Source organism: Streptomyces sp. HUAS MG56 (assembly GCF_058673395.1).
Genome location: NZ_CM178722.1, coordinates 5757852 through 5782516 on the forward strand (window position 1 = coordinate 5757852; position 24665 = coordinate 5782516).

The window sequence follows — 24665 nt, forward strand, 5'->3', positions numbered from 1 at the left end:
GAACCCGACCGGCCATCCCATTGTCTACAGCGCCGAGCGGGATGGGGAAGACGACCACTCTGTCCGTCGTGAAGGAAGCGGGATGCTGCTGAGATTCCGAGTGGCCAACGTCCGGTCCCTGCGCGATGAGCAGGAACTGTCGTTCGTCGCGCCCGAGGACGACGAGACCGAGCGGGCCACGGCGCGCGAGACGGAACTTTCCGACGGCAGGCGGCTCCCTGTCCACACCGTCCTCGGCGTCTTCGGCGCCAACGCCTCCGGCAAGTCGAACGTGATCGCCGCCTTGCGGAACATGCGCCACTGCGTACTGCGGTCCTATGCCGACTGGACCTCATACGACGGCATCCCTCGTGACGAGTTCGCCTTGGACCCCAAGGCGGTCGCCGAGACCTCGCTGTACGAGGCTGACTTCGTCCTCGCCGGTGGGGTGCGCTGGACGTACGGCTTCGAACTCGGGCAGCGACGCGTGGAAGCGGAGTGGCTCTACGCCTATCCCAAAGGCCGCCGCCAGGTGTGGTTCGAGCGCGACGCCACCCGCGAGAAGGACTTCGACTTCCCCGGCGAGCGGCTCCACGACCGCACCCGCCTGGCCCGCACCACCCGCCCGGACGCCCTGCTGCTGACCCGCGCCGCGAACGACGGACACGACCAGCTCACGCCCGTCTTCGACTGGTTCAAGAACAACCTCTGGGATGTCACTCCCGAGACCGAGCGGACTCAGCGCGAGGACTACACGGCTTTGAAGCTGCTGCGCGACGACGGCTTCCGTAAACGTGCCGAGGAGCTGCTGAAGGTGGCCGATCTGGGCATCGCCGGAGTGGAGGTCGAGCAGACGTCCTCCGACAGGCCTCTGGTACGGCTCGTCCACGAGGGCAGCGGCGAGAGAACCGCGCTCGACTGGGACGCCGAGTCATGGGGAACCCGCTCCTGGTTCGCCCTGATCGGCCCGCTGCTGCTCGCCCTCGACACCGGAGCGGTCCTCCTCGTCGACGAACTCGACGCCAGCCTGCACTCGCGCTTCGCAGCCGAGGTCGTGCGCCTCTTCCAGGCCCCCTGGCTCAACCGCAAGGGCGCGCAACTCGTCTTCACCGCCCACGACCTCTCCCTCCTGCGGACCCCGGGCGGCGGCCGGCTGCTGCACCCGGGCCAGATCTGGCTCACCGAGAAGGACGAGCGGGGCGCCACCAGCCTGACCCCGGTCGCCGACTGGGAGCCGACGGCGGAGGAGGACCTGATGACGTCCTACCTGGCTGGATCCTTCGGAGCCGTACCGAGGATGTCGGAGGGCCAGGTCGGCCGACGACTGCTGCGCACGGAGGAGACGGCCGCGCTGGACGCCGAAACAGCGGACGACGACGTACGGACGGGGACGGAAGGGCTCTGATGGCGAGGGCACGGGGAGGGGACAGCGTCTCCCGCAGGAAGGGCGGCGGCGCGAAGGGCCGGGCCGGCCGGGCACGTCAGGTGTACGTCTACACCGAGGGCGAGGTGACCGAGCCCGAGTACATCGACATCATCGTCCGCAGCGGCACGTGGGCCGAGCCGGGCCGCACGGTGCAGCACCACATCGCGAACCCCAACGCCGAGGGCAAGCACCGCAAGCCGTTACGGATGGTCCAGGAGGCCGTCCGCACCCTGCGCAAGGTCGAGCGCGAGGCCGAGGACGCCGGGATCAGGCGGGGTAAGGACTGGAACTGGCCCCAGGTGTGGGTTCTCTTCGACCGCGACGACCACCAGGGCATCCGTGAAGCCCGGGACCTCGCGGAGAAGGAGGGCGTCCACGTCGCCTACTCGCATCCGTGCTTCGAGCTGTGGCGGCTGTTGCACTACACCAACTACACGTCCACCTTCGGCGGGGCGTGCGGCGACGCCAACAGCCGGTTGCGCTCCCGCCCCGGCTTTGCCGCGACGTACGGACGCGGTGTGCGGACGGTCACCGAGCAGCAGTCGAAGCACGTTCGTGAGGGACAGGTACTGACCCCTGCCACTGATGATGACCTCAGCCGTTACAGGACGGCCAAGAAGCACGCCCAGAAGATCAACGATGGTCATTCCACGGCCAATCCCAACGACTGGGACCCCTACACGGACATGTGGCGTTTCGTGGAGGATGGACTGCTTCTCAGCGGCTACTAGGCTGCACTGATGTACGCGCAGCGGACCGACGGCACCACCCGTCGGCCGCTGCCCCCCCCACCGCTCGTCACACGTGAACAGGGAGCCGTAACGTGGCCAGGATCACGCTCGAACAACTGGAGCGTCACCTCTTCGCCGCCGCGGACATTCTCCGCGGCACCATGGACGCCGCCGAGTACCGCGACTTCCTGCTCGTCCTGCTCTTCCTCAAGCGGGCCAACGACGAGTTCGAGGCGGTCTGGGAGAAGGTCGTCGCCGAGGAGATGACGGCGGGCGCCACGCGTGAGGAGGCGGAGGAGGAGGCCGACGAGCCGGCCAAGTATACGGCGCGCGGTGTGATGTACGTCCCTGAGGTTGCCCGCTGGGCGCGGTTGGCCGGTGCGGTGGACGACGTGGCCACGAAGCACCTCCAGCCCGCGCTCGACGCGATGGAGGCCGACAACCCCCGGCTGCGCCACCTCTTCGACCACGTCAACTTCAACCGGATCGGTGGCGGCGGGGGCACCGGTACGGCGGCGGCCAAGCTTGCCGACAAACGGCTCCAAGGGCTCATCGAGCACTTCGGCGGCATGCGGCTGCGCGGTGAGGACTTCGAGTTCCCGGACGTCATCGGCGCCGCGTACGAGTACCTGCTGAAGGACTTCGCCGACTCGGCCGGCGCCAAGGGCGGGGAATTCTACACCCCGCGCGCGGTGGTGCGGATGATGGTCGAGCTGGCGCGGCCCCGTGCGGGACAGCGGGTGTACGACCCGTGCGTCGGCTCGGGCGGCATGCTGATCCACGCCAAAGAGTACATCGAGGAGCACGGCGGCGACACCGAGGACCTTGCGCTTGCCGGGCAGGACGCCAACAACGGCTCCTGGGTCATGGCCACCATGAACATGCTGTTCCACGGAGCCGCCGACTTCAGCCTGCGCATCGGAGACACCCTCACCAGCCCCGCGCACCTGGACGAGTCGTACGACATCGTGCTCAGCAACCCGCCGTTCTCCATGGATTACAAGGCCGCCCAGATCTCCGACATCGAGGAGCGGATGCCGTACGGCCAGACGTCCGAGAAGGGCAAGGCCGACCTGATGTTCCTCCAGCACATGCTGCACATGGTGGTGCGCCGGGGCGGCTCGGTCTTCACGGTCATGCCGCACGGGGTGCTGTTCCGCGGCGGCGCGGAGGAGAGGATCCGCGCGAAGCTCATCGAGGCCGATCTGCTGGAGGCGGTCATCGGCCTGCCGTCGAACATCTTCTACGGCACCGGCATCCCGGCCTGTGTCCTGGTGCTGCGCTCCCACGGCCGCAAGCGGGCGGGTCGCGACGACAAGGTCCTCTTCATCAACGCCGACCGAGAGTTCCACGCCGAGCGTGCGCAGAACATCCTGCTGCCGGAGCACGTGGAGAAGATCGTCTCCACCTTCCATAGCGGCGAGGAGGTACCGCGCTTCGCCCGCTGGGTCGAGCGGCAGGAACTGCGGGACAACGCCTACAACCTCAACATCCGGCGGTACGTCGACAACACCCCGCCACCCGAGCCGCAGGATGTACGGGCCCACCTGGTGGGCGGAGTGCCGCGCGCGGAGATCGAGGCGGAAGAGAAGAAGCAGCTGCTGGAGGCATACGGCGTCCAGCTGACCGACCTGTTCGCCGAGCGTCCGGACGATCCGGCGTACGTGGACTTCCTGCCGGAGGAGCAGCGCCCGGACGCCGACCGCCTGACCGCGTTGGCCAGGGGTCGTGAACAGGATCTGTGGCAGGCCTTCGACAAGTGGTGGGCGACGGAGACGGAGAAGATCACCGCGCTGGCTCCCTGCGAGGGTGACGACCGGACCGAGTTCGAGAAGCGGGCGCAGCTGGCCCGGCTGCGAGCCGATCTCATTGATTCCTTCCGCGACACGTTGCTCGGCGTCGGCGTACTGGACCGCTTCGCGCTCGCGGGGGCAGTCGCCGGGTGGTGGCAGGACGCGAAGAACGAGCTGAAGGCGCTGGCAGGAAACGGTTTCCGGGGAGTTGTCGACGGCTGGGTCGAGACGGTCGAGACCATGCTGGAGCCGGAGCCCGACCCGTGGAGCGGAGGTGCGCGCAAGCGCTCGGCGGCGGAGCGACGCCAGGCGTACGCGCACAAGGTGGTGGCGCGGCTCGTCCCCGACTTCCTGAAGGAACTCGCGGCGGCGGACGAGCGTAAGGCGAAGCTGGACGCGAAGGTGAAGGCCGCGGAGGAGGCGGAGGCCGCGCGGGCGGCTGCGGCGGCGGGGGTGACGGAGGACGGCGAGCTGCCCGACGGCGCCGAGGCCGACGGCGACGGTGAGGGGTCGGCCCTCGACCCGGCGATCGCGGAGGCGCTGCTAAGCGAGGCGGACCTGAAGAAGCTGAAGCGGGACCGCACGGCGGCGAACAAGGCGGTGAAGACGCTGGAGGAGGAGTTCTATCCCTTCGACGGGATGGGGGGTGCGTCGGTGGCCACCACGAAGAAGAAGCCCAAGGTGGCGGAAAGCTCTTCGGGGCAGACCGAGTTGGCTGTGGCTGTGGAGGACGAGCCTGCGAACCGCCCGACGCCTCGGCTGCACGAAGCTCGGAAGAACCTGAGTGATGACCGAGCCCGCGAGATCGTGCTGGGCATTCTTCGTGACGACCTGGCGTCCAAGCTGGAGGGGCATGTGGTGCGTCGGCGCCGAGAGTTGGTCGACGCATACGTGGGCTGGGAGCGGAAGTACCTGGTGTCGCTGCGCGACATCGAGAAGCGGCGCATGGAGGCCGAAGAACGGCTGAACGGCTTCCTGAAGGAGCTGGGCTATGTCGGTTGAGCCGGAAGTCCGTTGGGTGCCGGTCGGCGAGGTCGGCGAGGTGCGGATGGGTAAGCAGCTTTCGCCGGCGAGCAGTCGTGCCCATGGAAAGATGCCTTATCTACGAGTTGCCAATGTGTTTGAAGGGCGTATCGACTACAGCGACGTAAAGGCTATGGGGTTCACGGACGCAGAGAGGCGTGTCTACGAACTGCGCCCGGGTGATCTTCTTCTGAATGAAGGGCAGGAAAGCCTGCTTAACGTTGGAAGAAGTGCCATCTATGATGGAGGTTTCGGCGCTTTCTGTTTCCAGAATACCTTGATCCGCTTTAGGCCGGGAAGTCAAGTCATTCCAGAGTATGCTCAAGCGGTATTTGTGCAGTGGCGTCGGCGGGGCGTATTTGCCCGCGTAGCCGAGAAGACGAGCATCTCTCATCTGGGTGGAAGTAGATTTGCCAGGATTCTGTTTCCATGGATCCCCGTTTCAAGGCAGGAGGAAATTGTTGAAAGACTGAAAACCCTGTCTGACTTGAAGCGTGTCACTGAAGAAGGCCTCGCTAAGAGGAAATCTGTAGCGGACAGTGCTCTAACGCAGATGCTGTCCTGTGATCCGCAGGGGAGTGGGGGGTATAGCGTTTGCGGTGACGTAATCAAAATGTCCGGCGGCCTTCCGATGGAGCGGGCAGGCGTAAACCCGACGGGGCGTTATCCGATTGTAGGAAGTAGCGGTTTCGCAGGTAGAGGGGATTGTCGGCTTACCGGTGGGCCTACGATCGTGATCGGGCGAGTTGGCGAGGGGGGAGTTGGTTCTGTTCGTTTCGTGGGCGAGCAGGCGTGGGTTACAGACAATGCACTCTGGGTGCGAGATTTTTCTCCTGGCTGGAATCCTGAATTCATTGCGGTATATTTGAAGTGGTTTAACCTTCGGAAGCTTCGCAGTCAAACTGGTCAGCCTCTTATTACTCAGGCTGCAATCGCGGGTGTGCCAGTTCCCAATTTCAGCCTGGATGACCAGCTTCGTGTTGTGCGATTTTATAGAGCATGGCAAGAAGAATGTGAAGCTTCTCGTGATGAAGTTGAGAAAGTTAGTTTGCTGCAAGAAGCTGTTGCGGAGTATTTGTTGAGTGACAAAAATAGTCACCGGCATTCTCGACCGGGGCGTGCAAAGAATTCGGCCAGGTGAAGGAGGGGTATGCCCGTCCGAAAGCCGCCAACAGTCAGACAACGGCGCCTCGGGACTGAGCTTCGGCGGATGCGCGAGCATGTCGGGCTCTCCCTCACCGAGGCTGCCGCGCTGCATCGCGTGGACAAGACGGCGATTAGTAACACCGAGTCCGCTCGGTTCGGCGTGAGCCCTGATCGGGTGCGTGTGTGGGCGGCCAACTACTCCTGTCCCGATCCCGCCTACGTCGATGCTCTCGCGAGCATGGCCAAGGAGCGTGCCGGCTCCAACTGGTGGGACGAGTTCAGGGACTCCATCGCCTCGTACATGCTCGATCTGGCCGAGCTGGAACATCATGCTGTGGCTCTTCGGCACGTACAGATCACGCATCTTCCCGGCCTGCTTCAGTATGTGGACTACGCAAGTGCGGTGTTCGGGGAGGCCGTACCGCCGTTGTCCTCGGAGGCACTGGACCTCCAGGTTGCCTTCCGCATGCGTCGCCGGGCGCTGCTGGACCGCACGGACCCTCCGGCATGCTCCTTCCTCCTCCATGAGGCCGCTCTGCGGATGCTCTTCGGGGAATCGGCCATCGTGAAGCGGCAGTTGAAGTATCTGCTGGAGCAGTCGGAGCGCGATGCCGTCACCCTCCGCGTGGTGCCGTTCTCGGCAGGCGGGTTCCCGAGTGCGGGCAGCTCGACCATGTACGCCTGTGGTCCAGTCCGGCAGCTCGACACCGTGCAGATCGACGTGCCGAGCGGTGTGACGTTCCTGGACTCGGAGACGCATCTGACGAACTACCGCGCTGTACTGGACCGTATGGAGCAGCGGTCCCTGGAGCCTGGACCCTCGCGGGACTTCATACGCAAGGTGCTGCACGAACTGTGAAAGCGTGAATCAGATGGACATTCAGTGGCGCAAGTCGTCGTACTCCGAGCAGGCAGGCAACTGCTTGGAGTTGGCGGTGGTCGACGGCCAGGTGCTGGTCAGGGAGAGCGACGAGCCCGACATCGTCGTCAGGACTACCCAGGCCAAGCTCGCGGCCTTCCTGGCTGGGGCCAAGGCGGGCGAGTTCGACGAGTTGCTCTGACCCGGGACTGTCAGAGCGAACTTCGCATCAACGTTGATGCATCCGCACTGTTGGCGCTAGCCTGGTCTCGGGCGGTAGTCACCCGATTACCCCCTGATGCAAAGCGCCCCGGCGGTGTCTCCAGCACCCCGGGGCGGGCCAACGCTGCATAGGAGCGTCAGCATGTCCAAGCCTATCCGGCATGCCCTCGAACGAACACTTGCCCCGGTCCTCGCCCTCCTCCTTCCCGCCACGGGCCGGCGTCGGTGTCCGGGTCGGCCGAGGTGCGCCCACGCGGCCCCGCGCACCCTCTCCGGCCTGCGGCTGTTCGTCCACCGCGCTGCCGTACCCGCCCTGAGCGAAGCCCTGCTGGCGAGGGCGAAGTCCCGCACTGCAAAGCGGATCGAACTCGCCACCCCCATCCACGACACCGGCCCTCTTGTCCGCCCCTACCTCCTCGCCCACGAACGACAGCAGCAACAGACCGAACGCCGTGCGGCCCTCGTCCTCGCCCTCGAAGGGATCGACATCGGGCCGTGGGTCATTCATGGCCACCGCATCGGCGCCCCCGCCGTGTCCCTGGAGGTGGCGGCCTGATGGGTGCGACGCCGAACGCGCGGGTCCAGGTGAACCGCGTACCCAGCAAGCCTGTCCGCCGGCAGGATGACGGGACCCTGACCATCGACCTCTGGCTGTCCCGGGACGGAGTCTTCGACTCGGACGCGGCACTGTGCCTCACTCCCGCCGAAGCCGAGATGCTGCACGCCCAACTCTGCTACGCCCTCGACGACGACACCGCGGCCCTCATCGTGCCGGAGAGCAAGCGGCCCGACTGCCGCAGGGAGGTGGCCACCGGCCACGGGAGCCTGTAGGGACCAGAGGTACCGAACCCGGCCGAAACACCTGTCCCCGCTGAGCGCCCCGCTGGCCGAAACCCGTGCGTCAACCTCCCCCGGCGCACGGGTTTCTGGGCGTGCGCGCCACCAGTGGTCACAATGGGTCTTCTACGGATCACCGTGACGCTGGGGAGGCGCGGGCATGGCTGCCGGAGCGGTTGGGGGAACGGCCGAGAGGGACGAGGTTGAACGGCCGCTCCTGGAACACCTCATGGCGATGGGGTGGCAGCACATCGAGGGTGCGCGGCTCCGGGACGAGGGCGAGCGGGACGACTTTCGCGCGGTGCTGCTGGAAAAGCGGCTGCGCGCGGCCGTACGGCGCAACTCGCCCTGGATGACCAGTGATACGCAGGCCGAACAAGCCGTCATCCGGTTGCGTGGCACCGCCCGTCATGTGACCGCCGGATCGCTCGCCCAGGCCAACCGGGACACCACCACCCTCCTTCTGCACGGCATCCTGCAACCCGGACCGGGAGACAAGGACGTCAAGACGAAGTTCGTGGACTGGTCGCAGGAGGCGATGGAGGGGAGCCGGGAGGAGATCCTCGCCCGCAATGACTACGTCGTCGTCGACCAGTTGCGTGTGCACGACGCGGACGGCAGGCCGGCCGTGCTAGACCTCGTGCTGTTCGTCAACGGCATCCCCCTGGTCGTGGTGGAGTGCAAGTCGCCGTACGTCCGTGATCCGGTCGGCCGGGCCATCCGAGACCTGCGTGCCTACACCGGGCGCCCCCTGGACGACGACACCCGGCAGGGCACCGGCGCCCCGCGTGGCGTGCCGCACCTGTTCGCGCCGGTGCAGTTGCTCGTGGCCGCCGACGGGGAGGATGCCGCTCTCGGCACGTACTCCTCCTCCGAGGAGCACTACGCGCTGTGGCGCAGCCTGGCCCCCGACTACGCCGACCCTGCCGTACCCGGCGACGACGGAGCCGAGGCGCTGCGCCGTGAACTGCGTGGCTGGGGCCTGCTCGGGCCGGAGGAGCAGCCCACGCTTCAGCACCGCCTGACGGCCATGGTCCTCCGGCCCGGCAATCTGCTGAACATCGTGCGGCACTACGTGTTCGAGAAGCCGCTCAACGACGACGACGGCCGGGACGGCCGCCAGGCCGGGAAGAAGGCGCAGCGGAAGACCGGGACGGCGAAGGTCGTCTGCCGCCACCAGCAGTACCGGGCCACCGAGAAGATCGTCCACCGGCTGCGCACCCGCCCCAGCCGACGCGTCACCGGCCGCGACCCCGACGGGCGGGGCGGAGTCGTCTGGCACACCCAGGGCGCCGGCAAGAGCTTCACCATGCAGTTCCTCGCCCGCCGCCTGCACATGAGCGAGGACCCGGCGCTCAACGGCATAACGCTCGTCGCCGTCACCGACCGCACCGACCTCCAGCGGCAGTTGCGCAAGGCTGTGGAACTGAGCGACACCAGGGTGGTGCAGGCGAAGTCCCGTACTGATCTGGAGCGCCTGCTGACCAAGGCGGGCAAGCCCGGCGGCCGGATGGTGGTCTTCGCCACGATCCAGAAGTTCCTCGGCGACCTGGCGCCCGGCTCCGGCGACGGAGCGGGTGACACGGCCAACGGGGAGGACCAGGCGCTGGCCGAGGACTTCGAGGAGGCGCGCAAACGTGTGGCAGCGGGGGAGGATGCCGAGGAGGTCGCCGACCCGGCCCCGGACGAGCGGACGCTGCGCCGTGCCGAACGGATCTTCCCCGAGTGCAGTGACGAGGACCGCGTCGTCGTCCTGGTCGACGAGGCGCACCGGTCCCACACCTCCGTCCTCCATGCCTGCCTGCGCAAGGCTCTGCCCAACGCCGCCCGGATCGGTTTCACCGGCACCCCGCTGATGCGGGGGCGGCTCGACGACACCGGGCGCATCTTCGGACTGGAACCGAGCAGCCGGCCCGGTGGGGATCCCGAGTACCTCGACACCTACCGCATGACCGAGGCCGAGCGGGACAAGGTCGTTGTCCCCGTGCGCTACGAGGGACGGGCCACCACCGCCGAAGTGCGCGACCGGGAGCACATGGACGAGTGCTTCGAGGACCTGATCGAGCCGCTGGACGACGCCGAGCGCGAGCGGGTGCGCAAGAAGTACGGCACGCCGTCCGCGCGCGCCGTCGCCGAGTCCGTGCCGCTCATCCGCCGCAAGGCCGCCGATATGCTGGAGCACTACGTCATCGGGCCGCTGACCGGCGGATTCAAGGCGCAGGTGGCCGCTGTCAGCAGGCGTGCCGCGGTGCTGTACCGGGAGGCGCTGCGGGACGCGCGGGCCGAACTGCTGCACCGGGTGGCGGAGTTCGACGCCAGCGGCCGACGGGAAGGCCTGCGCGAGCGGGCGCCGGAGACGTACACCCGGGACGAGACGCTGCTGCTGCGGGCCTGGCAGTACCAGGAGCTGCTGCGCCGCATCGACTTCGTACCCGTGATCTCCGCCGGTTCCGAGCAGAAGGACGGACTGTGGCGGGAGTGGACCGACGAGGACCGGCAGCGGGACCACATCGCACGCTTCCTGGCGCCCTTCCCCGAGCTGCCGCCGGACAACCCGTGGGTCACCAAACCGGTCACCGAGCCCGATCCCGTCCCCGCCGGGTCGGTGGGCGGGATGAACCCGTGGAGCGACCTCGTGTGGGGCGGGAACAAGCCGGCCGAGCAGCCGCCGATCGCCTTCCTCATCGTGAAGTCCATGCTCCTCACCGGCTTCGACGCACCCATCGAGCAAGCCCTGTACCTGGACCGGCCCATCCGCGACGCGGAACTGCTCCAGGCCATCGCCCGGGTCAACCGCACCGCCCGCCGCAAGACCGAGGGCCTGGTGGTCGACTACTACGGCGTGCTCAACAACCTGGGCGTCACCCTGGCCGCGTACCGGGGGAACCCGCCCGCCCTGGACTCGCTGCACAGCATGGAGGAGGAGATCCCGCAGCTGAAGCGGACGGCGAAGAAGTTCCGGGCTCTCCTCGGCCGGCTGGGCATCGACCCGGACGGCCTCACTACCCCCGCCGCCCTCGCCCGTGCCGTACTGGCCCTGGAGGACCCGGAGCAGCGTGCCGGCTTCGACGCCTCCCTCGGCGCGTTCCTGGACGCCGTGAACCGCGTCCTGCCGCACCAGGACGCCCTGGAGTATCTGCCGGATCTGAGGGCGTGGAGCGTGCTGCAGATGCGGGTCCGACGCCACTACCGGGACGACACCGGCGGCGGCTTTGCCATGCGCGGCTACGGCCGGAAGGTGCGGGCGCTGATCGCCGACCACCTTGAGGCTCAGGAGGTGATCCAGAAGATCCCGCCGGTGTCGATTCTCGCCCCCGACTTCGACGAGGTCGTCGGAACCCTCCCGGTGCGCGAGGCCGCCGCGGAGCAGGTGCAGGCACTCCGCTATCACCTGGAGGAACGGCGCGCGGTGGAGGACCGGCCGGTCTACACCCAGCTCTCGAAGGAGCTGGAGCGGGTGCTGGAGGAGTTCGCCGGGCGCTGGGACGAGATCAGCACCAGGATCGGTCCGCTGGTCGAACGTGCCCGGCAGGCGGAGCGGAGCGATCCCGCCGTCGCCGACCTGAGTCCCATGGAGCGGCGGCTGTACGTGCTGCTCGGCGAGAAGCTGACGGAGAGCGAGATCTTGGACGACCCCACCCCGGAAGACCTGCGCCGACTCGTGGCCGAGGTGCACGACGAGATCACCGGCCAGGTCCGGCTGGCGTCCTTCGGCGGCGGCGAGGCACATGTGACGAAGCTGGAGGCACGCCTGTACGAGCGCCTCCGCGCGGCCGGGTACCGGCTCGGCGGTGAGGGCCGCCAGGAGGTGAAGCGACTGGCCTCGACACTCGCGGGCTACGCCGTGGACCACCTGGAGGAGTTCCGGACGGAGGCCCGGCGAGAATAGACCCGTGCCAGAGCATCCCGAGCCGTTGGAGAACCGCCCCGGCGAGCCCGTCCTCACCGAGGACGGCTCCCTGGTGGTGGACGGGTGCGAGCTGCGCGTGCGGATCAGTGCACGGCGCCGCCGCATCGGCCTGACCGTGGAGCGCGACAGGACCCTCACCCTGCACGTTCCCCGAGGATGCGAACTCCGGCGGGTCAGGGAGTTCGTACGCGGCAGCAGCGCCTGGATCGACGACAAGACGCGGCTCAGCGAGGAACGCCGCCAGTTGCACCCGGTCCGCACGCTGCGGGACGGTGAGATTCACCGGTACCTCGGGCGGGACTACCGGCTGCTCTTCGTCGACGGGGAGCGGTCAGCCGGATGGCAGCCGTCGCGACCGGGGAGCGGAGTCGACGTGCCCCCGGTGCGACTGGTCGCAGGACGGTTGCAGGTCGACGGTTCGGTCGGCGAGGACCCGGTACTCATTCGTGCGGCTCTCGCGGACTGGTACACCCGGGCCGGGCAGCGATGGACGCGAGGACGCCTTCAGCCGTGGGCTGCGCGGATGGATGTGCCTGAGCCGGAGGTCCGTGTGCGCGATCTCGGCCATCGATGGGGGAGCTACCGGACCGGGCCGGGACACGGGGTCATGTCTCTGCACTGGGCCACCTTCCAGTTGCCCATCCACCTGGTCGACTACGTGATCGCGCATGAGCTCGCCCACGTGAGGGTGTCCGGCCACGGCCTCGACTACTGGCGGCTGCTGGGCCGGGCGCTGCCCGAGTGCCGACAGATCAAGGCGGAGCTGGACGAGCTGGGGCGGCGCGTCTGGATGGGCGACCTCTCGCCCTGAGCTGCGCGTCCCCTTGCGGGTGACCGATGTCTCCCCGCCGTACGATCGGCGGGTGCTCCGTCGTCAGGCGTGATGCACCATCGAGGTATGGGCGTCCACCGGAACGCAGGGTGCCGGGGAACCGTACGGCGGTGAGGGCGACCAGGCCGACGGCGAGTACGGCACGCGAAGCCGGTCTACGAGACGCTGCCGGGCTGGAGCGAGGACATCACCAAGGCGAAGTCCTTCGCGGACCTGCCGAAGAACGCCCAGAACTACGTCAAGGCGCTGGAGGAGATGTCCGGCGCCCCGATCTCCGCGATCGGCGTGGGCCCGGGCCGGGACGAGACGATCGAGATCAACTCGTTCCTGTAGTTCGTGGTTCCGTAATTCCTGGTAGTTCCCCACAGTTCGACCCCACGTCACGGGCCGGTCATGGACATGAAGTTCCTTGACCGGCCCTTGGGTTGTTCGTGGTTCTCAGGGGAAGAGTCCAAGGCAAGCATCTACGCGGGTAGTTGCCGCCGCGTTCCACCCATTCCTTCCTCTCATCCTCGCTCCAGGAGCCCTGAATGCCCGTCAGTCCCATGAACCGCCGGGAGTTCGTGAAGAAGTCGGCCGTCACCGGAGCGGCCGTCGCCGCGGCCGGGACCGTCGCCGCCGCGCCCGCCCGGGCGGCCGAGCAGCAGCGCGGACACACGCCGCGCACCTGGTCGTTCTCGATCCTCGGCACCACCGACCTGCACAGCCACGTCTTCGACTGGGACTACTACAAGGACGCGGCCTACAGCGACAAGGCGGGCAACTCCGTGGGTGTGGCGCGGGTCGCCACGCTCATCAAGCAGCAGCGCGAGGCCAAGGGCGAGCACCGCGTCCTCCTCGTCGACGCCGGTGACATCATCCAGGGCACCTCGCTCGCCTACTACTTCGCGCGCGTCGACCCGATCACCGGGACCGACGGCAAGAAGGGCCCCCGGCACCCGATGGCCGTGGCCATGAACCACATGCGCTACGACGCCGCCGCCCTCGGCAACCACGAGTTCAACTACGGCATCGAGACGCTGCGCAGGTTCGAGAAGCAGTGTCACTTCCCGCTGCTCGGCGCGAACGCGCTGGACGCGAAGACGCTCCGGCCCGCCTTCCACCCGTACACCGTGAAGCGGATCTGCGTGCCGGGCGCCCCCGACATCAAGGTCGGCATCCTCGGGCTCACCAACCCCGGGATCGCCCTGTGGGACAAGGACAACGTCAGCGGGAAGATGGTCTTCCCCGGGCTGGTGGAGCAGGCGAAGAAGTACGTGCCCCGGCTGCGGGCGCTCGGCTGCGACGTGGTCTTCCTGACCGACCACTCGGGCCTGGACGGCTCGTCCTCGTACGGCGACGCGCTGCCGTACGTCGAGAACGCCTCCAACATCGTCGCCGAGCAGGTCCCCGGCATCGACGCGATCCTGGTCGGCCACACCCACGTCGAGGTGCCCTCCTACACCGTCAAGAACGCGGAGACCGGCGAGGAGGTCCTCCTCTCCGAGCCGTACTGCTGGGGCTACCGGCTCAGCGTCTTCGACTTCGAGGTCGAGCTGGAGCACGGCCGCTGGAAGGTCGTCGGCAAGAAGGCCCAGACCCTCAACCCCAACACGGTGGACGAGGACCCGGAGATCAAGAAGCTCCTGGAGGCCGACCACGAGCTGGTCGTGAAGTACGTCAACACCGCGGTCGGCACCTGCACCGAGGACCTCTCGGCGGCCGAGTCCTGCTGGAAGGACGTGCCGATCATGGACTTCATCCAGAAGGTCCAGGCCGACACGGTCAAGGCGGGCCTCTCGGCGGCCGACGCCGCCCTGCCGCTGGTCTCCGTCGCCGCGCCGTTCAGCCGCACCGCCGACATCCCCAAGGGCAACGTCACCATCAAGGACATCGCCGGGCTCTACATCTACGACAACACCCTGTACGGCAAGAAGCTGACGGGCGCCCAGCTCAAGGACTACCTGGAGTACGCGGCGAAGTACTACCACCAGGTCCCGGCCGGCACGAAGGTCGACACCGCGACGCTGACCAACGCCAACAGCTTCTGGGACTACATGTACGACGTGGCCGCCGGCGTCGACTACGAGATCGACATCGCGCAGCCCGAGGGGTCCCGGATCAAGAACCTCTCCTACAACGGCGCCCCGGTCGCCGCCGACCAGGTCTTCGTCGTGGCCGTCAACAACTACCGGGCGAACGGCGGTTCCGGCTACCCGCACATCGCCTCGGCGCCGATCGCCTACAGCTCGACCAACGAGATCCGGCAGCTGATGATCGACTACGTGACGGCGAAGAAGACGCTGGACCCGGCGGACTTCGCGAAGGTCAACTGGAAGCTGACGCAGGCGGGGACGCCGGTCTTCTAGACCACCGCGACCACCCTGCCGTGCACCGGCGGGTCACTGCTCCCGCGGGCAGTGGCCCGCCGGTCAGCTGAAGACGATCATCGAGCCCTGGGCGAGGGAGCGGGTCGCCGCCGCGTGCAGGCCCAGCCAGACGTGCCGCTCGCGGGCGAAGGGGCTCGGGTCGTAGGGCGCCGGGACCGCCGGTTCCTCCAGCTCCGTGGGGGCCGCGGGGGCGGCCGGGGCGGCCGGGGGGTTGGCCGGGTCGATGCCGAGCGAGGGGGCCACGTACTCCAGTTCCCGCAGCAGGCTCTGCGAGCTGCCCAACGGGCCGCCGCCCGCGAGGAGTTCCTCGTTGGACAGCGGGTGCGGGAAGTCGACGGGGACGTACGCGCCCGCGTGGTCGTAGTGCCAGACCAGGTGCGACTGCTGGGCCGTGGACTCGAACATCTCCAGCAACTGCTCGTAGTCGCTGCCCAGTTCGCCGACCGGGGTCACCGGCAGGCCGCACGCCTGGAGGAGGTAGGCGCGGCGCAGGAAGTGCAGGGCGTCGTAGTCGAAGCCGGCCACCGGGGCGACCTCGCCGTTCAGGCCCGGCATGTACTGGTACACCGGCACGGGTGGCAGGCCGGCCTCCGCCAGTGCCTTGTTGTACTGCGCGAGTTCGTCGGCGAACGGATTGTCCGGGGTGTGGCACAACACATCCACGAGCGGCACCAGCCACAGGTCACAGGCCAAAGAGGGCTCCTCGCACACATCACTCGCACACTGAAGGTGGTCAGGGAAGGGTACTGCTCGATCACCCGTTGGTCAGGTGCTCCAGCAGGGCGAGGGAGTGGGCGTTGGAGGCGGCGACGATCCGGCGGGCGGTGTCGGCCTCGCGGCGGGCCAGCGCGTCGACCAGCTCGGTGTGCCCGGCCCACAGGCGGCCGCGCAGATCGGGCAGGCGCAGCAGGTGCTGCACCGCGCAGACCCAGGACTGCACGCGCAGCCGGTGCAGGAAGTCGCCGAGGTAGGGGTTGCCGAACAGGGCGCTCAGCTCGCGCCAGAAGCGCAGGTCGTAGCCGATGAGGATGGTCAGGTCGCCCGCTGTCGCGGCCCGCGCGGCCTCCTCGCCGCGGCGGCGGACGGTGGTCAGCGCGGCCGTCGTACGGGGGTCGTCCGGCGGGGTGCGGAAGGCGGGGTGGCCGGTGGTGAGGGCCTGGAACATGCCGTCGGTGACCAGGCTGCGGGCCTCGATCATGTTCCGGTAGTCGGTGACGGAGTACTCCGGCACGCGGAAGCCGCGGTGCTGGTCGGCCTCCAGGATGCCCTGCGCGGACAGGTCGACCAGCGCCTCGCGGACAGGGGTGGCGGAGACGCCGTACTGGTCGGCGATCTCCTTGACCGTGAACGCCCGGCCCGGTCGCAGCCGCCCCGCGAGCACCTCGTCACGGAGCGCGTCCGCGATCTGCTGGCGCAGCGTGCTGCGCGTCACAGCGGCGTTGCCGGACATGGTCGGGCCTCTCCTCACGCGGTCGGTGACGTACTCGGTACTCGTCTGCTTACGTACGAGCACGTCACCTTACGCGTTCGAGTCTTCCCGGCGGCAGCCGCGGTTCGGTTACACCGTGTACGCGTCTGCCACGCTCAGCGCGGCGTCGAGGGCGGCCAGTCCCTCCTTCAGCTCGGCCTCGCTGACGTTGCACGGCGGGACCACATGGGTGCGGTTCATGTTCACGAAGGGCCACAGGCCGTGCTGCCTGGCGGCGGCCGTGAAGGCGGCCATCGGGGCGTTCGCCTCGCCGGCCGCGTTGTACGGCACCAGCGGCTCGCGGGTCTCGCGGTTCCTCACCAGTTCCAGCGCCCAGAACATGCCGGTGCCGCGGACCTCGCCGACGCTCGGGTGGCGCTCGGCCAGCTCGGCGAGCGCGGGGCCGAGGAGCGTGGCGCCGAGGCGCCGGGCGTTCTCGACGACGCCCTCCCGCGCCATCACGTTGATCGTGGCGACGGCGGCGGCGCAGGCCAGCGGGTGGCCGGAGTAGGTCAGGCCGCCGGGGTAGGGGCGCTTGCCGAAGGTCTCGGCGATCTTCTGGGAGACGGCGACACCGCCGAGCGGGACGTAACCCGAGTTCACACCCTTGGCGAAGGTCATCAGGTCGGGCACGACACCGAACAGGTCGGCCGCGAACCACTCACCGGTGCGGCCGAAGCCCGCCATCACCTCGTCCAGGACGAACACGATGCCGTGGCGGTCGCAGATCTCGCGGACACCGGCGAGGTAGCCGGGCGGCGGGACCATGATCCCGGCCGTGCCCGGGACGGTCTCCAGGATGATCGCGGCGACGGTCCCGGGGCCCTCGAAGGCGATCGTCGTCTCCAGGTGCTCCAGGGCGCGCGCGGTCTCCTGCTCCTCGTTCTCGGCGTAGAAGCGGGAGCGGTAGAGGTACGGCGCCCAGAAGTGCACGACGCCGGCCGCGGCGCTGTCGCTCGCCCACCGCCGCGGGTCGCCGGTGATGTTGACCGCCTGCTGGGTGCCGCCGTGGTACGAGCGGTACGCCGACAGGACCTTCGGGCGGCCGGTGTGCAGGCGCGCCATGCGCACCGCGTGCTCGACGGCGTCGGCGCCGCCGTTGGTGAAGAAGATCTTGTCCAGGTCGCCCGGGGTCCGCTCGGCGATCAGCCGGGCCGCCTCCGAGCGCGCCTCGACGGCGAACGCGGGCGCGAAGGTGGTCATCCTCGCCGCCTGCTCCTGGATCGCCGCGACGACCTCGGGGTGCTGGTAGCCGATGTTCGTGAAGACGAGCCCGCTGGTGAAGTCCAGGTAGCGCTTGCCGTCGTAGTCCCAGAAGTACGACCCTTCGGCGCCGGCGACGGCGAGCGGGTCGATGAGGTCCTGGGCCGACCAGGAGTGGAAGACGTGCGCGCGGTCCGCGGCCTTCACTGCGGCACCGGCTTCGGGATGGGGCTGAGGGGTCATGCGGCCGAGCGTAAATGTCCGCGATGCGGAAGGCCTATCGGCGTCTTGTTCCGTGGGACGGGGGTTTCCGCGACAGATTGTCGAACGGGGAGCTCCCGGAGGTGCCGGAACAGGGCGGCCGGCCCGTTACGGAACCGTGGAGGCGGGCCTGCTCGACTCCTTGTGCGACCGCATTATTCTCGGTCCGTTGCCCATCAGGGGCGCATGGGGAGGGCGGCGCGAGGTATGGAGAAGCTGGGGCCCGGGGATCCGCAGCTCATCGGGGGGTACCGGCTGCTGGCGCGGCTGGGCGCCGGTGGGATGGGGCACGTGTATCTGGCCCGGTCGGACCGGGGCCGTACCGTCGCCGTGAAGCTCGTCCGTGCGGAACTGGCCCGCGAGGAGGAGTTCCGGGCCCGCTTCCGGCAGGAGGTGGCGGCAGCGCGGCGGGTCGGCGGGTACTGGACCGCGCCCGTGCTCGACGCGGACACCGAGGCCGCCGTGCCGTGGGTGGCGACCGGGTACGTGGCCGGGCCCAGCCTCCAGCAGGTCGTCGGCCACGACCACGGGGCGCTGCCCGAGCGGTCGGTACGGATCCTCGCGGCCGGGCTCGCGCACGCGCTGAAGGACATCCACGCGGCGGGGATCGTGCACCGGGACCTCAAGCCGTCGAACGTGCTGGTGACCATCGACGGGCCGCGCGTCATCGACTTCGGGATCGCCCGGGCGCTGGAGACGGCCTCGCCGGGCGGGGGCGAGGAGGGCCTGACCCGGACCGGGGCGCTGGTGGGCTCGCCCGGGTTCATGGCGCCCGAGCAGGTGCGGGGCGACCGGATCACCCCCGCGTGCGACGTCTTCTGTCTGGGGTCCGTGCTGGCGTACGCGGCGACCGGCGCCCTGCCCTTCGGGACCGCAGGCAGCGGTGGGCACGCGCTGCTGTTCCGGATCGCCCAGGAGGAGCCGGATCTCACGGGGGTGCCGGAGGGGATCGCCGACCTGGTGCGGCAGTGCCTGCGCAAGGACCCCGCGGCCCGGCCGTCGCTGGACGTGATCCTGGAGCGGACCGGGGCGGAGGACACCGTGTCCGGGGGGCGGTCCCGGGACCCCTGGCTGCCGGGGGTGCTGGTCGCTCAACTGGGCAGGCACGCCGTGCGGTTGCTGGAGGTGGAGGAGCCCACGCGGGGCGCCGCCCCGGCCTCGCCCCCGGCGGGTGCGGGCGGTGCGGCCGAGGGCGGGGGCCGCGGCGGCTCGCCCGAGCATGCCGCCGCCTCCGACGAGGGGGACGGGGGCGAGGCCGGCGGCGGGGGCACCGACCGGCTGCCCACCGTCGTGGCGGGCGGGGCGCCGGTGCCCGGGGCCCCGTCCGCGCCCACGCAGTCCGGCCACGGGCAGGCACATCAGCACCCGCAGCCCGTGCCGCCGTACCCCCAGCCTCCTCAGCCGGCTCCCACGTACCCCCAGCACCAGGGCCCCGGTGGCTACGGATACCCGCAGCCGCCGTACCCCGCCTACGGCACGTACGGCGGCGGGCCCGGGGCCGCCCCGGAGGACGAGGCGGAGCGCCGCAGCGGGCGGTCCACCGCGCTGCTCGTCGTGATCGCGCTGATCGTGGCGCTGGGGGCCGGTGGCTCGGTGTACGCGCTGATGAACGGCGGCGGGCACGCCAAGGGCGGCGGGAGCTCCTCGCCGCCCGCGACCTCGGCGGCCGCGAACGGCGGGACGTCCGGCTCGTCCGGCCCCGGCACCTCCACACCGTCCTCCCCCTCCTCTTCCTCCTCCGCGTCCTCGGACGGGGCGGTCCCGGCGGGCTATCTGGGCACCTGGCGGACGAGCATCGACAGCGCCAACGGACCCAACATCCGCCAGTTGACCATCCGGCAGGGGCGGGTGGGCGACACCGTGCTGACCCTGGTCGCGGACGGGCCGACCGACGGCGGCGGGACGTACCACTGTGTCTTCGAGGCCAAGCTCGCCCAACAGCCCAGTGGCAGCGGCCCGTTGGAGATCGGTCCGTCCACCGTCAGCTCCGGCGCACCCGCCTCCTCCTGCACACCGGGCGCCGCCACCGAGATCACCCTGCTGCCGGGCGACGCGCTGAAGCGGGAGCAGGCGGGCGGCGGGGAGAGCCTGACGTACACCAAGCAGTGACGGAACGTCCGTTTCCCCCGGGGCAGTTGAACGCTCGGCGAACTTCGGGGACGCTGTCCGCTTCGTCCCCTTCTCCGCGCCCCTGCCCGCGTACCGTGTCCGCACGATCCGGCTCGGGGGAGTGGCGGGGGCACCACATGTCGTGGTTGAGCACGGAGAACGTCGTCGCGGTCGGCACCGCTCTGCTGGGCATCGCCGCGTCGGCGGGCATGGTCATGTACGAGCGCCGGGTGCCGCGTCGCAAGCGGATCGGCTACCGCGTACAGATGGACAACGCGATAGGCGACGACATCCGTTCGGGCCGCGCCGACCGCAGGCTCGGTCTCCTGCTCTTCGACTTCGACGGGGCGCCGGACATGAGCGACGCGACGCTCGTGCTGCTCCGCGTCGAGAACGACGGCTCGCTCGGCATCGACCGCGACGACTACACCAGCCCTGAACTGCACGGCCTGAACGCGGTGTTCACCGACCGGATCGTGCGCGGCGTCTCGGTGACCCAGGCGACCGAACGCGACCATCTGATGGACCACTTCACCGCCGAGCGCGGCTTCGGCTACGAGGGCAGCACCCTGCGCATCCCGCGCGTCCCGCTGAACAAGGGCGACCACTTCAAGCTGCTCGTGCTGCTGACCGGCGGTGGCGTCGGCCGGGACATCCGGATCCACGGCGGGATCAAGGAGGGCGAGGTCCATCCCAACCGCAGCGCCACGCCGGACGAGAAACCGCCGGTGTTCAGCCGCGCCACCCGGTTCATCACCGTCATGCTCACCCTGTCCGTGGTCACCCTGGCCGGGATCGTCGTGGCCCGCGACGGCACGCCGCCCCCGATCGGCTGCGCCAAGGGCGAGCTGACCGTCACCGGGTCGACCGCGTTCGCGCCGGTGGCGCAGGAGGTGGCGAAGAAGTACGAGCACGACTGCGCCGGGTCGACCGTCACCGTGGACGCGCACGGATCGACGGCGGGCGTACGGCAGCTGGCGGCGCAGGGCGAGCAGACGAAGGCGCAGGGGTCGCCGCCGCTGGTGGCCCTCTCCGACGGGCCCAAGCCGGACGACATGCCCGAACTGCGGGAGAACCGGGTCGCGGTGTCGGTCTTCGCCCTCGTCGTGAACGCGGACGTGGGCCTGACGAACCTGTCGACGGCGGACGTACGGCGGCTGTACCAGGGGCAGGTCACCGACTGGAGCCAGCTGGGCGGCCGTTCGCTGCCCGTGCGCCTGGTCAGCCGGGACGCCAACTCCGGTACCCGGCAGGTCTTCCAGCGCCGTGTCCTGGGGCGCGGCGAGATGGCGAACTCCTCCGTCGACTGCGCCCACAAGGACGACGCGACGGCGCCGGTGACCCGCTGCGAACTCGACTCCACCGGGCAGGTGCTGACCGAGGTCGCCCAGCTGCCCGGCGCGATCGGCTACAGCGAGCTGAACCTCGCCGACGACGCGAAGGGGGTGCGCGTGCTGGACCTCGACCACAACGCGCCGTCGGTGGACGCCATCGAGCACGGGAACAGCGCGTATCCGTACCGGGAGATCGAGTACGCGTACACCTACGGCCAGCCGCCCGCCGACTCCCTGGCCTCCAGCTTCCTGACGTATCTGACCCGGGGGACCGGACAGGACGTCGTACGGACGCACGGGCACGTGCCGTGCTGGACGCCGGAGGGGATGAAACTCTGCGCCTAGGGGGTGTCGTGGGCGGTCAGCGGGTCATCGCGGTTCCGGGGGGCGCTGCCTGGGCATGTTCGGGCGCGAGCCGTTCGCCGGGGGCAGGGGGAAGCGGCCGCCGGCGCCCCCCGTCTCCGTCCTCGGCGCCGCCGGCGCCGCCGTCTGGATGCCCAGCGGCGCGGACCCGGTGCGGAACTCGACCATCCAGTCGGTCGTCTCCGTGCGCACCAGCTCGGTGACGTCCTCCGAGAACCGGCGCAGCACGCCCAGGCACCGCTCGGCCGCCTCGCCCGCCGTGCCCTCCGCCGGGCCCAGCACCTCCCGGATGCTCTCGGAGGCCCAGTCGAACTGGAACGCCTGGAGCCGCCGCGCGACCGCCTGCGCCGTGGCGACGTCCCGCATCCAGCCCGAGGTCACGCCGAAGTAGCGGTCGATGCCGACGCACGCGACCGCGACGAGCAGCGCCAGGCAGCCCCAGGGGGCCACCCCGTGCGCCACCTTGGTCAGATCCAGCAGCGGCAGCGCCGCACCGGCCGCCACGCCCGCCGCCGCGCCGACCCGCAGCATGCGCGCGCCCCGCCGCTTCCACACCCGGTCGCGCAGATACCAGGACGCCGTCCGCAGCGCCCCGCGCTCCGCCCACCGGTACAGCTCGTCGAGCCGCTCGGCGGGCTCGCCCCAGTCCCCGAGCGGAAAGGGCCGCCCGGTCAGGTCGCCCGGCCGCAGCCCGGCCGCACCCTCGCCCCGCCCGTCCTGAGGAGGACCCTCGGGCTGCATATCCGGCTGACCCACCCGGCACTCCCTACTGACCCTACTGACCACGGTTGATTACGTTGCGTGACAATTCCTGCCGATCTCTGCCGACGCGCGGCACCCTTCCTACCGCCCAATGGGTGGCGAAGAGGGGCCTTTCCCAGGTTTTCCGCCCGGAAGAGGGCCTTGATCAGGTATAGGGCTGCCGGGGTTCTCACTCGAAAGAGTGGCGGGGCGGCGGCAGTGTGGACCACGTAGGCTCATGCTCAGCGGAGAAATCCGAGAACGACTCCGAGAAGAGCGCAGAGGAGCTGATCGTGATCCCCGGTGGTGGCCAGCCCAACATGCAGCAGTTGCTCCAGCAGGCCCAGAAGATGCAGCAGGACCTGCAGCGGGCGCAGGAGGAACTGGCGAACACGGAGGTCGACGGGCAGGCGGGCGGCGGTCTGGTGCGGGCCACCGTGACCGGCGCGGGCGAACTGCGCGCACTGAAGATCGACCCGAAGGCGGTGGACCCGGACGACACCGAGACGCTCGCCGACCTGATCGTGGCGGCCGTGCACGCGGCCAACGAGAACGCGCAGTCGCTCCAGCAGCAGAAGCTCGGCCCGCTGGCCCAGGGGCTCGGCGGCGGCACGGGCATCCCCGGTCTGCCGTTCTGAGCCCGGGCCAACTACGGTACGTACCGAAAGGTCTCCAGGAAAGGCAGTCCGGTGTACGAAGGCGTGGTCCAGGACCTCATCGACGAGCTGGGGCGGCTGCCCGGCGTCGGTCCCAAGAGCGCGCAGCGGATCGCCTTCCACATCCTCCAGGCGGAACCGACGGACGTGAAGCGCCTCGCCCAGGCCCTGTTGGAGGTGAAGGCGAAGGTCCGCTTCTGCGCGACCTGCGGCAACGTGGCACAGGAGGAGCTGTGCAACATCTGCCGTGACCCGCGCCGCGACCTGTCGGTCATCTGCGTGGTGGAGGAACCGAAGGACGTGGTGGCGATCGAGCGCACCCGCGAGTTCCGCGGGCGCTACCACGTGCTCGGCGGCGCGATCAGCCCGATCGAGGGTGTGGGCCCCGACGACCTGCGTATACGAGAACTTCTCGCGCGGTTGGCCGACGGGACGGTCACGGAACTGATCCTGGCGACGGACCCGAATCTGGAGGGCGAGGCCACCGCGACCTACCTCGCCCGGATGATCAAGCCCATGGGCCTGAAGGTCACCCGCCTGGCCAGCGGCCTCCCGGTGGGTGGCGACCTGGAATACGCGGACGAGGTCACGCTCGGCCGCGCCTTCGAGGGGAGACGACTCCTAGATGTCTGACGCCACACTGCACGACTCGACGCAGAACCCGGACGACTTCGTGGTCCAGATCGCGGATCAGGTCGAGAGTTTCCTGGTGGCCGTCACAGAGGTGGCGAGAGGCGACGAACCCGGCTCGACCGTGCCCTTCCTCCTCCTGGAGGTCTCCCAGCTCCTGCTGGCCGGCGGCCGCCTGGGCGCGCACGAGGACATCGTCCCCGACGAGCGCTACGAGCCCGACCTCGGCCCGGAGCCGGACGTCGACGAACTCCGCGAGAACCTGGCCCGCCTGCTGGAACCGGTCGACGTCTACTCGGAGGTCTTCGACCCCTACCAGCCCCGCAAGGCCCCGCTTCCGGCCCGCATCTCCGACGACCTGGCCGACATCATCACCGACCTGCGCCACGGCATGGCCCACTACCGCGCGGGCCGCACCACCGAGGCCCTGTGGTGGTGGCAGTTCTCGTACTTCTCCAACTGGGGTCCCACGGCCTCCTCCGTCCTGCGCGCCCTCCAGTCGGTCCTCATCCACGTCCGCCTCAACCAGCCCCTGGAGGAACTCGACGGCCTGGACACCGACCAGGCCACGATGGGCGACGAGACCCTGGAGTTCGAGGCGGGCCGCGTCATGGCCGAGGAGATCGGCGAGCCGCTGGGGATCCGGCGGGGGAAGTAGCGGCCGGCGCGATCACCGGGGGGCCGCTCACGGCGCCCGCCGTCACCGCTCCTCCGCTGTGACGCGGCGCACTTTTCCGCGTGGCACGGCGGAGTCTGGGCAGATGCGGAACGCG

20 protein-coding genes and 1 pseudogene are annotated in these 24665 nt (G+C 69.4%); 17 read left to right on the forward strand and 4 right to left on the reverse strand.

Features of this window, described 5'->3' with window-relative positions; translation table 11 throughout:
- Positions 1 to 82: 82 nt before the first annotated feature.
- From AC4OXY_RS27275 to AC4OXY_RS27330, 12 genes and pseudogenes are all read left to right on the forward strand, one after another.
- A complete protein-coding gene (locus AC4OXY_RS27275) occupies positions 83 to 1384 on the forward strand; it encodes an AAA family ATPase (protein ID WP_491991230.1) in 1302 nt (433 codons plus the stop codon).
- Positions 1384 to 2136 (forward strand): RloB family protein, encoded by a 753-nt coding sequence (locus AC4OXY_RS27280; protein ID WP_491991231.1) that lies wholly within the window; start codon positions 1384 to 1386, stop codon positions 2134 to 2136. The genes AC4OXY_RS27275 and AC4OXY_RS27280 overlap by 1 nt, the downstream gene beginning before the upstream one ends.
- A 92-nt stretch (positions 2137 to 2228) precedes the next feature.
- Positions 2229 to 4931, forward strand: a complete 2703-nt coding sequence (locus tag AC4OXY_RS27285; protein WP_491991232.1) for a type I restriction-modification system subunit M — start codon at positions 2229 to 2231, stop codon at positions 4929 to 4931.
- The gene (locus AC4OXY_RS27290; RefSeq protein WP_491991233.1) at positions 4921 to 6093 is read left to right on the forward strand and encodes a restriction endonuclease subunit S; all 1173 of its coding nucleotides are present in this window, start codon (positions 4921 to 4923) and stop codon (positions 6091 to 6093) included. Before AC4OXY_RS27285 ends, AC4OXY_RS27290 begins: the two co-directional genes overlap by 11 nt.
- A 9-nt stretch (positions 6094 to 6102) precedes the next feature.
- Positions 6103 to 6957 carry a helix-turn-helix domain-containing protein gene (locus AC4OXY_RS27295; RefSeq protein ID WP_491991234.1) on the forward strand — a complete coding sequence of 285 codons (855 nt, stop codon included), beginning with the start codon at positions 6103 to 6105 and terminating at the stop codon, positions 6955 to 6957.
- 13 nt (positions 6958 to 6970) lie between these two features.
- Entirely contained in the window at positions 6971 to 7159 is a 189-nt protein-coding gene (locus AC4OXY_RS27300; RefSeq protein ID WP_491991235.1) for a DUF397 domain-containing protein, read from the forward strand.
- 162 nt (positions 7160 to 7321) lie between these two features.
- Positions 7322 to 7735, forward strand: coding sequence for a hypothetical protein (locus tag AC4OXY_RS27305; RefSeq protein ID WP_491991236.1), 414 nt, complete (start codon positions 7322 to 7324; stop codon positions 7733 to 7735).
- Positions 7735 to 8010, forward strand: coding sequence for a hypothetical protein (locus AC4OXY_RS27310; protein WP_491991237.1), 276 nt, complete (start codon positions 7735 to 7737; stop codon positions 8008 to 8010). Before AC4OXY_RS27305 ends, AC4OXY_RS27310 begins: the two co-directional genes overlap by 1 nt.
- A gap of 166 nt (positions 8011 to 8176) precedes the next feature.
- Positions 8177 to 11905, forward strand: a complete 3729-nt coding sequence (locus tag AC4OXY_RS27315) for a type I restriction endonuclease subunit R (protein WP_491991238.1) — start codon at positions 8177 to 8179, stop codon at positions 11903 to 11905.
- Positions 11906 to 11909: 4 nt separating this feature from the next.
- Entirely contained in the window at positions 11910 to 12737 is an 828-nt protein-coding gene (locus AC4OXY_RS27320; protein WP_491991239.1) for a M48 family metallopeptidase, read from the forward strand.
- Positions 12738 to 12899: 162 nt separating this feature from the next.
- Positions 12900 to 13091: pseudogene (locus AC4OXY_RS27325) on the forward strand (adenylosuccinate synthetase); the annotation flags it as partial.
- Between the two features lie 197 nt (positions 13092 to 13288).
- Positions 13289 to 15106, forward strand: a complete 1818-nt coding sequence (locus tag AC4OXY_RS27330; protein WP_356029774.1) for a bifunctional metallophosphatase/5'-nucleotidase — start codon at positions 13289 to 13291, stop codon at positions 15104 to 15106.
- Positions 15107 to 15169: 63 nt separating this feature from the next.
- On the opposite strand, the gene AC4OXY_RS27335 is transcribed toward AC4OXY_RS27330, so the two are convergent.
- The 3 genes from AC4OXY_RS27335 to AC4OXY_RS27345 form a co-directional block, all read right to left on the reverse strand.
- Positions 15170 to 15820, reverse strand: a complete 651-nt coding sequence (locus tag AC4OXY_RS27335) for a putative DNA-mimic protein (RefSeq protein ID WP_362822361.1) — start codon at positions 15818 to 15820, stop codon at positions 15170 to 15172.
- 61 nt (positions 15821 to 15881) lie between these two features.
- Positions 15882 to 16577, reverse strand: a complete 696-nt coding sequence (locus AC4OXY_RS27340; RefSeq protein WP_071373859.1) for a GntR family transcriptional regulator — start codon at positions 16575 to 16577, stop codon at positions 15882 to 15884.
- A 108-nt stretch (positions 16578 to 16685) separates the two neighbouring features.
- A complete protein-coding gene (locus AC4OXY_RS27345; protein ID WP_491991240.1) occupies positions 16686 to 18041 on the reverse strand; it encodes an aspartate aminotransferase family protein in 1356 nt (451 codons plus the stop codon).
- A 225-nt stretch (positions 18042 to 18266) separates the two neighbouring features.
- On the opposite strand from AC4OXY_RS27345, the gene AC4OXY_RS27350 reads away from it, so the two are divergent.
- Both AC4OXY_RS27350 and AC4OXY_RS27355 read left to right on the forward strand, forming a co-directional pair.
- Positions 18267 to 20168: a serine/threonine-protein kinase gene (locus AC4OXY_RS27350; RefSeq protein WP_491991241.1), complete on the forward strand. Its 1902-nt coding sequence runs from the start codon at positions 18267 to 18269 to the stop codon at positions 20166 to 20168.
- Positions 20169 to 20305: 137 nt separating this feature from the next.
- Positions 20306 to 21847, forward strand: a complete 1542-nt coding sequence (locus AC4OXY_RS27355) for a substrate-binding domain-containing protein (protein ID WP_356029768.1) — start codon at positions 20306 to 20308, stop codon at positions 21845 to 21847.
- A 24-nt stretch (positions 21848 to 21871) separates the two neighbouring features.
- Here AC4OXY_RS27355 and AC4OXY_RS27360 read toward each other — a convergent pair whose 3' ends face one another.
- Positions 21872 to 22621, reverse strand: a complete 750-nt coding sequence (locus tag AC4OXY_RS27360) for an SLATT domain-containing protein (RefSeq protein ID WP_356029767.1) — start codon at positions 22619 to 22621, stop codon at positions 21872 to 21874.
- Between the two features lie 278 nt (positions 22622 to 22899).
- Here AC4OXY_RS27360 and AC4OXY_RS27365 point away from each other — a divergent pair, with 278 nt between their 5' ends.
- Genes AC4OXY_RS27365 through AC4OXY_RS27375 form a run of 3 tightly spaced genes read left to right on the forward strand, consistent with a single transcriptional unit; the run spans position 22900 to position 24550 of the window.
- Entirely contained in the window at positions 22900 to 23244 is a 345-nt protein-coding gene (locus AC4OXY_RS27365; RefSeq protein WP_356029766.1) for a YbaB/EbfC family nucleoid-associated protein, read from the forward strand.
- A gap of 51 nt (positions 23245 to 23295) precedes the next feature.
- Complete coding sequence (gene recR / locus AC4OXY_RS27370) at positions 23296 to 23895, forward strand: recombination mediator RecR (protein WP_356029764.1); 600 nt, start codon at positions 23296 to 23298, stop codon at positions 23893 to 23895.
- Positions 23888 to 24550: a DUF5063 domain-containing protein gene (locus AC4OXY_RS27375; protein WP_362822356.1), complete on the forward strand. Its 663-nt coding sequence runs from the start codon at positions 23888 to 23890 to the stop codon at positions 24548 to 24550. Before recR ends, AC4OXY_RS27375 begins: the two co-directional genes overlap by 8 nt.
- Positions 24551 to 24665: the final 115 nt, after the last annotated feature.

Excerpts from the sequence above, each read along its gene's own strand:
- AC4OXY_RS27355 (WP_356029768.1), top strand. The coding sequence starts at position 20,306 with ATGTCGTGGTTGAGCACGGAGAACGTCGTCGCGGTCGGCACCGCTCTG.
- AC4OXY_RS27290 (WP_491991233.1), top strand. The coding sequence starts at position 4,921 with ATGTCGGTTGAGCCGGAAGTCCGTTGGGTGCCGGTCGGCGAGGTCGGC.
- AC4OXY_RS27345 (WP_491991240.1), bottom strand. The coding sequence starts at position 18,041 with ATGACCCCTCAGCCCCATCCCGAAGCCGGTGCCGCAGTGAAGGCCGCG.
- AC4OXY_RS27315 (WP_491991238.1), top strand. The coding sequence starts at position 8,177 with ATGGCTGCCGGAGCGGTTGGGGGAACGGCCGAGAGGGACGAGGTTGAA.
- AC4OXY_RS27275 (WP_491991230.1), top strand. The coding sequence starts at position 83 with ATGCTGCTGAGATTCCGAGTGGCCAACGTCCGGTCCCTGCGCGATGAG.
- AC4OXY_RS27295 (WP_491991234.1), top strand. The coding sequence starts at position 6,103 with ATGCCCGTCCGAAAGCCGCCAACAGTCAGACAACGGCGCCTCGGGACT.
- AC4OXY_RS27280 (WP_491991231.1), top strand. The coding sequence starts at position 1,384 with ATGGCGAGGGCACGGGGAGGGGACAGCGTCTCCCGCAGGAAGGGCGGC.
- AC4OXY_RS27340 (WP_071373859.1), bottom strand. The coding sequence starts at position 16,577 with ATGTCCGGCAACGCCGCTGTGACGCGCAGCACGCTGCGCCAGCAGATC.
- AC4OXY_RS27330 (WP_356029774.1), top strand. The coding sequence starts at position 13,289 with ATGCCCGTCAGTCCCATGAACCGCCGGGAGTTCGTGAAGAAGTCGGCC.
- AC4OXY_RS27300 (WP_491991235.1), top strand. The coding sequence starts at position 6,971 with ATGGACATTCAGTGGCGCAAGTCGTCGTACTCCGAGCAGGCAGGCAAC.
- AC4OXY_RS27350 (WP_491991241.1), top strand. The coding sequence starts at position 18,267 with ATGGAGAAGCTGGGGCCCGGGGATCCGCAGCTCATCGGGGGGTACCGG.
- AC4OXY_RS27305 (WP_491991236.1), top strand. The coding sequence starts at position 7,322 with ATGTCCAAGCCTATCCGGCATGCCCTCGAACGAACACTTGCCCCGGTC.
- AC4OXY_RS27375 (WP_362822356.1), top strand. The coding sequence starts at position 23,888 with ATGTCTGACGCCACACTGCACGACTCGACGCAGAACCCGGACGACTTC.
- AC4OXY_RS27310 (WP_491991237.1), top strand. The coding sequence starts at position 7,735 with ATGGGTGCGACGCCGAACGCGCGGGTCCAGGTGAACCGCGTACCCAGC.